Genomic DNA, 10,172 nt, shown 5'->3' with positions numbered 1-10,172 from the left:
ATTTATATTAGATTAACTGAGAGTTTTAACGTAGAAGGTATAAGGATGAATGTAAAGTTACTTTTTAAAATTTGTATCTGGGTTTGTGCTGTTCTTTTTTCAGCAACCCAGGTTGTAGCACAACGACAGATAGAAAAACTGGACAGGGGCGTTGTTGCCATCAGAAAATCAAGCAGTCAGGTATATGTAAGCTGGCGTTGGCTGGGGACAGAATCGGAGGATGTAGCTTATAATATTTACAGGGGAAATACAAAGCTGAATGATAGTCCGATAACCAATTCAACAAACTATCTTGATAATACAACAACGAGTGAGTCTTACAGTGTTGCTGCTGTAATTGATGGTGTGGAACAGCCTAAATCAGATCCGGTAGCTGTCTGGAGTAATACGTACAAAGATATTCCATTGCAGGTTCCGGCAGGAGGAACTACACCGGATAACGTCAGTTATAGCTATTCACCCAATGATGCCAGTGTTGGCGATCTGGATGGCGATCAACAATACGAGATAATACTAAAATGGGATCCCTCAAATGCCAAGGATAACTCTAACTCGGGATACACAGGAAATGTCTACATCGATGGTTATGAAATGGACGGAACATTTTTATGGCGTGTCGATCTTGGAAAAAATATCAGGGCCGGTGCACATTATACCCAGTTCATGGTCTACGATTTTGACGGCGACGGGAAAGCGGAATTTGCTTGTAAAACAGCGCCGGGAACAAAAGATGGTACCGGAGCATATCTGAGCAAGGGACCCGCAGCAACTGACAATGATCAGGCAGACTATCGCAATTCAGGTGGTTATATTCTTTCAGGAGAAGAATACCTGACCATTTTTAACGGCGAAACAGGTGCTGAAATGGCTACCGTAAATTATAATCCGCCAAGAGGAAATGTGAGCAGCTGGGGAGATAGTTACGGCAACCGTGTGGACAGGTTCCTGGCGTGCGTGGCTTATCTTGACGGTGTACATCCCAGCCTGGTAATGTGCCGTGGTTATTATACCCGAATGGTGCTGGCAGCATGGGACTGGGACGGGACCAACCTGAAACAACGATGGGTGTTCGATACCAATAACAGTGGTTATTCTTCATGGCAGCATCAGGGCAACCATCAGGTGAGTGTAGCCGATGTGGACTTTGATGGTAAAGATGAAATTATTTACGGTTCAGCAACTATCGATGATGATGGATCCGGACTTTATAATACAAACCTGGGCCATGGTGATGCCTTACATGTGTCTGATTTTGATCCTGACAGACCCGGTCTGGAGGTTTTTGCCGTGCATGAAAATTCGGTTGACGGAATGACATTCCGTGCCGCAGAAGATGGCCGTATTTTATTCCAGATAAAAGCAGGTTTTGATAATGGCAGAGGTGTAGCCGGTGATATTGATCCCAACTATTATGGTGCGGAAATGTGGAGTGGTGCCGGGTCAGGAACGTATAATGTCAGTAAACAGATGGTTGGTGACAAGCCATCCATGAACTTTTTGATCTGGTGGGATGGCGATTTATCCCGTGAACTGCTGGATAAAGACTGGAATTCAAATCAGGGACTTGGGATCGGTAATATTACAAAGTATAACGAACATTCCTCTGATACCAGGTTACTGACAGCGAACGGAACATATTCCAACAACTATACCAAAGGGACCCCTTGTTTACAGGCTGATTTGTTTGGCGACTGGCGGGAAGAGGTCATTTGGAGAACAACCGACAACAAGAAATTAAGAATTTACACTACGCCTTACCCTACAGATGTTAAAATCAGGACACTGATGCATGATCCGCAATACCGTTTGGCCATTGCATGGCAGAATGTGGCTTATAATCAGCCTCCTCATCCTGGTTTTTATCTGGGTACAGGGATGAAAACACCGCCTTTGGCCCCAATTGTGCAGGCTGATCTGACCTGGGACGGAACGGATGGTTTTGACTGGAATATCGCTTCATCTGCAAACTGGAAAAAAAAAGACGGTTCATCCTCGGTATTCAATAATGACGATGATGTTCTGTTTTCGTTGACAGGTAATAACAGTAGTGCCGTAAATATTTCAGAAAGTTTGGAACCTAAAAGGGTGTCAGTCATTAGTCCGGGTGATTATATATTTTCAGGTGCAGGGCAGTTAGCCGGAGATATGGATTTGATTAAAAGCGGTACCGGAACTCTGATTATAACTAACAGCAATGTTTATACCGGCACAACTGAAATTTCACAGGGAAACCTCCGGCTGGATGGAGAACTCTCAGCCAGTAAAGTTTTGGTAGATGGTAATGGTGTGGTCAGCGGAACCGGAATATTTGGAAACGGGTTAGAGTTATCGGGAGGTTCTCAGTTTTATGCCGGACATATAGGCGAAGCAGGAACAACCTCGGTAGCAGGGGGAATGCAGGTGTCGGATGATGTAACCTTAAACTTTGATTTGTCCGGCGATCCCGACGGTACATCAGGAAGTAATGACTCCCTTAAAATTGACGGCGATTTTGTACTGAATGGTAAGGCCACCGTTGCTGTAAATAAAACCGATGGTGAATTATCGGAAGGAACGTATGTTTTGATTTCCTATACGGGCAGTTTTACCGGCGATTTAAACAAGGTAGAGGTAACAGGTATTCGCGAGTTGCTCTATGAGCTTCAGATTGATAACAACAAACTGGTTCTGGTCATAACAAAACCAAGAGATCCGGCAAACCTGGTTTGGGATGGCGAAAGCAGCAATGCATGGGATTTACTGATAACATCAAACTGGCTGAATGCAGGCAACAGTGATATTTTTGTCGTAAATGATCACGTATTATTTGATGATACCGGTAATGCAAATGTGAATGTTTCCGATGACGTACCCATTGGAAACATGGAGGTTAATGCATCGCAAACCTATGTGTTTTCAGGAAATGGTACAATCAGCGGGCCGGGTGGAATTACCAAAAGCGGCAGTGGTTATTTAAAAATTGCGACTAAAAATAAATTTACGGGTCCACTGGTTATTAATTCAGGTTATCTGGATGTAACATCAGTATCCAATGCCGGTGATCCGGGAGGTCTGGGAGCTGCAACATCCGATCCGGCGAACTGGATTATTGATGGAGGAATATTCAGATATTCCGGTGCGGATGCATCAACAAACCGTGGACTTACCATAGGTTCAAACGGTGCCATTATAGAAACTGCCGTTTCACCGCTGACGCTTGACGGAACGATAACTGGTGCGGGATCACTGACCAAAAGAGGTGGTTCCGTATTGAAAATCTCTGCGGCAAATTCATATCAGGGGGGAACCGTGATTGAGGCAGGAACATTAAGTCTTATTACAGATAATGCAAACACCAATGGGTTGGGATCTGAAAAAATAACACTCAAATCTGCCACTTTGAGCATGTATGATAATAATGGCTCCTATACGGATTTTACAAATGACATAGAGGTTCCGGCAACGTTTAGTGCAAACTGGCTGCTGGATGGACGATGCAATATATACAGCAGGCTTACCGGGGCAGGAACATTGGGAGTATTTGTGCCCTATGTAAGATCACAGGTTGACGGTGACTGGTCCGAATTTGAAGGTCAGATTAATGTAACTTCAGATAGCGATGGGGGAATGCTGATTCTGAACAATGGAAATGGTTACGGTAAAGCATCCATAAATCTTGGTGATAAGGTTTCTGTAATACGTGCTAATTCTGAAGACATAACACTGGATGTTGGCGAACTGACAGGAGCCCCGGGATCAAAACTGGGAGCTGGAGGTGATGGTACAAATACCATAACCTGGAGAATAGGAACAAAAAATTCCACGTTCTCATTTGATGGGGTGATCTGTGATGATCAGTATAAAAACAGTGGAGCTAAAGCGGCATTGATAAAAGCAGGATCAGGTAGAATGACCCTGACCAACAGTAACACTTATTCGGGTGGTACAGTAGTTGAAAAAGGTGGGCTGATCGTCAGTAACAGCAGTGGCAGTGGAACAGGGACCGGAGATGTTCAGGTAAAAAGCGGAGCGGTTCTGAGTGGAACAGGTTCTGTAAGCGGAACTGTTACCGTGAACGCAGGTGGTTACCTTATGGCCGGAATAGCAACAACAGGAAGCAGTATTCTGGTGAATAACAATGTCACCTTTTTACCGGGATCGTTTTTTCTTACCACGGTAAACAGTGATAATGGCACGTGCGATAAATTAAGAACCACCGGAACAGTGAATCTGGCAGGTACTTTATATATTAACAATCTGGGTTCAGCATTTAAAAAAGGAGACAGTTTTATTATCATTCAGTCAGCCGGTAAAACGGGAGAATTTGCGGCAGTTTATCCGGCATCTCCCGGTGCAGGATTGTACTGGGATCTGAGCGGTATTAAAAACAGTGGAATACTCCGTGTTACTGATATTCCAACGTCAATAAACGATGTTTCACAACCAGCATTATCGAGGGTTTACCCCAATCCGGTAAGCAAAACATTGTATATTGATTTTAACCGGTCGGGTAAAAAAGCGGTTGTATCTGTCATCGATTTATCAGGAAGGGTCGTTTACTACGCCACGGATGTAAATGCTAAAACACTCGCAGTTAAATTTGATACCTTCCCACAGGGAATCTATCTGGTTAAGATAGTTGCTGATGGGAAGTCAGAAATGACCAGGATTGTAAAAGAATGAGAACGGTTATAAGTTTAACATAAAGAAAAAAACACCTGTGAGGCAAATTCACAGGTGTTTTTATTTTAAGTAATTGGCCCGATATAGTTTTAAATATATATATTTTATTATATTTGGTCTGTTGCGAAAAAGGCGCCGGAAATTCTAAGTCGTATGTCACCTGACGGACTAAAAGTTCAAGGGCATAAAATTTATAAAATACAGACGAATAATCATGAATTAAATCCCTGCTGATATTACGAATATTTGTTAAACTTTTTAACAGCAGGATTACTTTGGAGGCCAATGTTTAAGGGAGATTAAGCACTCGGTGAATGCATACGGAAATATGTTAAATATGTGTTGAACCTTTTTTATATACTCATTGTTTGATTGATGTAGTAAAATCGTTAAAAATGAATTCTAAGGCACTATTTGTAATTGCTTTTATGCTGATCAGTTTTGTATCGGCAGCCCAGGTTGAGGTTGGAGATACGATACCGGATTTTACATTGAAAGCTGACAATGGAGAAAACTGGAATTTATCAAAGGATTTTACAGGAAAAAAGCTGATTGTTTATTTTTATCCGGCTGCCATGACTGGTGGTTGTACCACACAGGCATGTGCTTATCGCGATGCATCAGATGATCTTAAAAACGAAGGAGCACAGGTTATCGGAATCAGTGGCGACGAACCGGGAAATCTTAAAATTTTTAAAAAAGCTTACGATCTTAATTTTCCGTTGCTGTCGGACCCTGATGGAAAAGTTGCCGCTTTATTCGGTGTGCCAACCGGAAATGGTGGTACAATAACACGGAATGTGGATGGCAGGGATGTAGAGCTTAAACGGGATGTCACTGCCAGCAGGTGGACGTTTATTCTGGATAAAAATGACAAAATTATACACAAGGCAACGAATGTTAATCCCGGAGAAGACAGTAATAATATGTTACGTATATTAACACAATATCATTAATACTAATACTCCACAAAATAGAAGCAAATGAAAGAAATCAAAGCAAAACTGCATCAAAAGGGACTCGAAAAAGCTGAAATTTTAAAGAAGATCCTCAAAGATCATGGCGATGTGGAAATCCAGAAGGTGACCATTGCACATGCTTTAACAGGAATGAAGGGCATCGTAAGTTTGCTTACAGATACGTCCAAACTCGACCCTGAAAAAGGGATCCGCTTCAGAGGCTATAGCATTCCTGAGCTTAAGGAAGTTCTGCCTCGTTTAAATCCGCAGGGCGAACCATTACCCGAAGGGCTGTTTTATCTCATGTTAATGGATGAATTGCCAACAAAAGAGGATGTAAAGAAACTTAGTCTGGAATGGTCGAGAAGAGCTCAGGATATTCCTGCGTATGTATTCGATGTAATCAATGCATTGCCAAAAGATGCGCATCCGATGATCCAGCTCAATACCGCAATTCTGGCCATGTCAAACCAATCCCAGTTCCGTAAGGCATATGAAAGCGGAATGGATAAGAAAGACTTCTGGGATCCGATGTTTGAAGGTGTAATGGACCTGATTGCACGTCTTCCGGTGATCGCTGCATATATCTACAGACGTGTCTTCCATAATGAAAAGTATATTGAAATTGATCCGAGTCTTGACTGGGCAGGAAACCTGGCACATATGATGGGTTACGACAGTGAAGAAGTTAAACGTTTAATGCGTTTGTACATGGTTATTCATGCGGATCACGAAGGTGGTAATGTTTCGGCACATACCACTCATCTTGTGGGTTCTGCACTCTCAAATCCTTATTATTCGTTTGCTGCCGGTATGAATGGTCTCGCAGGGCCGCTGCACGGTATGGCAAATCAGGATGTAATGCACTGGATCAATAAGTTATTGCAATGGGCTGATACCTGTTGTCCAACCAGAGACCAGATTAAGGAATTTGCACAGATCACACTGGATTCAGGTAGCGTGATTCCGGGATATGGCCACGCTGTTTTACGCCAGACTGACCCGCGCTTCTCCGTTCAGTTGGAATTTGCGAACAAATATGTTCCGGATGCAAAGTATATAAAAGTAGTACGTGATATTTACGAGGTCGTGCCGGATGTATTGCTGGCAACCGGTAAAGTGAAAAACCCATGGCCAAATGTAGATGCCATATCCGGTTCTCTGCTGAGCAGTTATGGTATTACAGAGCACCAGATATATACCGTATTATTTGGAGTTTCCAGATCGCTGGGTGTTTTGGCATCCCTGGTTTGGGACAGATTGTACGGTTTTGGAATTGAACGTCCTAAATCCCAGCCGTTATCATTCTTTATGGAAAAAGCTGGCTTGAAATAAGACAAAATTGTAAAATAGTATACAAGATAAAAACCCGTTGCTAAATGCAACGGGTTTTTTGTTGTTTATAATGCTTATAATTCAATATTATAAGTGTATCAAATACAACAAATAAAAACAGTGTTAATTTGATAAGGTTCAGTATTTCAGTTTGATATCTGTTGATTGTGTAGTGGGTTGTGATGCTTTGCGGTGTCATATTGTGTAAAGATATAATCATATTATGCATTGAACCGGAGATGTAAATTTCTTAGTTTTGTTAGATTCTGTTAAAACCCAAGGTCAGAATATTTTAGCATTGGCCAGACAAATATCACACTGGCTATTTGTAACAACATTAAGGTAGCACAAATAATACAATACATGAAAAAACTTCTTGCACGAACACTACTTCTGTGTGTATTCATTCTGGGAACCACTTATGTTTACGGACAGCCCGAATCCAAAGCATTATTAAAGAAATTTGATCTGGGATCAGGCAAAGCAGCAAAAGACTTTGTCCCCATAACACCGCAAAATGTCTTCAGTAAAGAGAATGGTTTGGGAATTGCCATAGAATATCCGGTAAAAGCTGTTGTAAGGAGCAGAAGAGATAAACTGACCGGCGATTTTCTTACAAGCGATCATCCGTTTTATTTTAATGTGGTCGTGCCGGAAGGACGGTATAAGATTACAGTGACTCTGGGCGATCCAAAAGGAATTTCTGAAACAACGGTAAAGGCAGAGAACAGACGTTTAATGCTGGAAGATATTAAGACAAAGCAGGGTGAGGTCGTTACAAAAACGTTCATTGTGGATGTAAGGACTCCACAGATTGGAGAAAATGAAAAAATACGATTAAAAAAGCGGGAACTGGGATACCTTAACTGGGATGATAAACTTACACTCGAATTTGGTGGACCCAAACCATGTGTTTCATCTCTTGTGATAGAAGAGATCACCGGTCTTCCGGTAATATTTTTGGCAGGTAACTCTACAGTTGTGGACCAGATGTATGAACCCTGGGCATCATGGGGACAGATGTTTCCACGGTTCCTGAAGCCTGATGTTGTTGTGGCCAATTATGCTGAGTCCGGTGAAACCCTGAAGGCATTCCGTGGGGAAAGGAGACTTAAAAAAATACTGAGTGTGATGAAACCTGGCGATTACCTCTTTATGGAATTTGCACATAATGATCAGAAACCGGGCAGTAGTCATGTGGAACCTTTTACAACGTATCAGGATGAACTGCGGTACTTTATGAATGAGACACGGAAAAAGGGAGGGCATCCTGTTTTGGTAACATCAACAAACAGAAGGGTTTTTGATGATAATGGAAAAATTGTCAATACCCTGGAAGAGTATCCCGATGCCATGCGTCAACTGGCCAAAGAAGAAAATGTACCATTAATCGACCTGAATGCCATGAGCAAAGAACTTTTTGAGGCTTTAGGACCCGAGAACTCTAAAAAGGCATTTGTGCATTATCCGGCTCATACCTATCCGGGACAGGATAAACCTCTGGCGGATAATACACATTTTAACCCATACGGTGCATATGAGCTGGCTAAGTGTGTAGTGGAATCCATAAAGGAAAATTATCCGGAGCTGGCGAAATATATTGTGGATGATTTTAAGGGCTTTGATCCTAAACACCCTGATCCTTATACAAACTTCTTCTGGCCGGTTAGTCCTGCCATAGAGCTGGTTAAACCGGATGGAAACTAATCTTAATATTAACTCTTAAAACAGTATTCAGAAATAAACCTTAGAATAATGAAATCCCACGTATTGATTATAGCCTTTTTATTAAGTATCCTGATGATTTCCTGTCAGCAGACTACTCCACCGGCATTGATTTCTGTTCGCGTAGATGCTCCATTTGAGATGCCTGATATCATGATACCTGATTTCGCTGAATGTGCGAAATTCAGCATTGTGGATTTTGGAGCCGTAGAAGGTGATAAACACAAAATTTCGACGGCCATCGCAGCAGCAATCAGTAAGGCAAATCTTGCAGGTGGTGGAACAGTGGTTATCCCTGAAGGCGAATGGCTGACCGGTCAGATTCATTTTAAAAGCAATGTTAATCTGTATCTGGCTGAAGGCGCCGTTTTGTTATTTTCTGATGATCCTGAAGATTATTTACCGGCAGTTCATACCACGTGGGAGGGGCTGGAGTGTTACAATTATTCCCCCCTGATTTATGCCTATGAATGTAAGAATGTAGCAATTAGCGGCAAAGGTATGGTGAAGGCAAAAATGGATCTTTGGCAAACCTGGTTTTCACGTCCTCCGGCTCATATGAACAGTCTGAAGCGACTATATAACCTTGCGGCAAAAGATGTTCCTGTGGCAGATCGTCAGATGGTTAACGATACATCGCATCTCAGACCACATTTTATTCAGTTTAACCGGTGCGAGAATGTCCTTCTGGAAGGTTTTTCTGTAAGAAACAGTCCGTTCTGGACAATCCATCCCTATTTGTGTAAAAATGTAGTAATCCGCGATCTTGATGTGTTTGCGCACGGGCATAACAACGACGGCGTTGATCCTGAAATGAGCCGGAATATGTTGATTGAAAACTGCACATTTGATCAGGGGGATGATGCCATTGCGGTAAAGTCAGGCCGGAATCAGGATGCCTGGCGTTTAAATTCTCCCACAAAGAATCTTGTGATCAGAAATTGCAAGGTTAAAAATGGACATCAGCTGCTGGCTGTGGGAAGTGAATTATCCGGAGGAATTGAAAATGTTTTCATGGACAGTTGTAGTGTGGCTGATGGGGCCAGCATGTTCCACCTGGTCTTTATAAAAACAAATGAGCGGAGAGGCGGTTTTGTTAAGAATATTCATGTTACAAATATTAAAGCCGACAAAATGCGTGAAGGTATTCTGGGTATAGAAACCGATGTGTTATATCAGTGGCGCGATCTGGTACCAACCTATGAACGCAGATTAACTCCCAAAAGTGATATTTTTCTCGAAAATATACAAGCAGGCGATGTGAAATTTATTTCCAGGATACAGGGTCAAAAGGAGATGCCGGTGCAAAATGTAGAACTTAAAAATGTGAATGCACAAACCGTGGAAGATGAAAAATTTATAAACAAAAATGTTACAAATTTTACATACCGGGAATAAATTCAGAACTCAGATTCATTGATTTTTTTTTCATAATACAATTATTGGTACACTAAAGCGGAGATGGATTATCCATTTCCGCTTTTTATGTTT

General features: G+C 42.0%; 5 protein-coding genes. All 5 read left to right on the top strand.

Annotated elements, in window-relative coordinates:
* Positions 1-45: 45 nt before the first annotated feature.
* The 5 genes from ACE1EF_RS14075 (at position 46) to ACE1EF_RS14055 (ending at position 10,079) form a co-directional block, all read left to right on the top strand.
* Entirely contained in the window at positions 46-4,662 is a 4,617-nt protein-coding gene (locus ACE1EF_RS14075; protein ID WP_375721318.1) for a rhamnogalacturonan lyase family protein, read from the top strand.
* Positions 4,663-5,057: 395 nt separating this feature from the next.
* A complete protein-coding gene (locus tag ACE1EF_RS14070; protein WP_375721317.1) occupies positions 5,058-5,618 on the top strand; it encodes a peroxiredoxin in 561 nt (186 codons plus the stop codon).
* Positions 5,619-5,645: 27 nt separating this feature from the next.
* Positions 5,646-6,956: a citrate (Si)-synthase gene (locus ACE1EF_RS14065; RefSeq protein WP_375721316.1), complete on the top strand. Its 1,311-nt coding sequence runs from the start codon at positions 5,646-5,648 to the stop codon at positions 6,954-6,956.
* A 363-nt stretch (positions 6,957-7,319) separates the two neighbouring features.
* Positions 7,320-8,663, top strand: coding sequence for a rhamnogalacturonan acetylesterase (locus tag ACE1EF_RS14060; RefSeq protein WP_375721315.1), 1,344 nt, complete (start codon positions 7,320-7,322; stop codon positions 8,661-8,663).
* Between the two features lie 48 nt (positions 8,664-8,711).
* Positions 8,712-10,079 carry a glycoside hydrolase family 28 protein gene (locus ACE1EF_RS14055; protein ID WP_375721314.1) on the top strand — a complete coding sequence of 456 codons (1,368 nt, stop codon included), beginning with the start codon at positions 8,712-8,714 and terminating at the stop codon, positions 10,077-10,079.
* The last annotated feature ends 93 nt before the right edge of the window (positions 10,080-10,172 follow it).

Source organism: Quyinboa sediminis (assembly GCF_042219855.1).
Lineage (GTDB): Bacteria > Bacteroidota > Bacteroidia > Bacteroidales > UBA5342 > JBHJHP01.
This window is presented reverse-complemented; position numbering and strand designations above follow the sequence as displayed.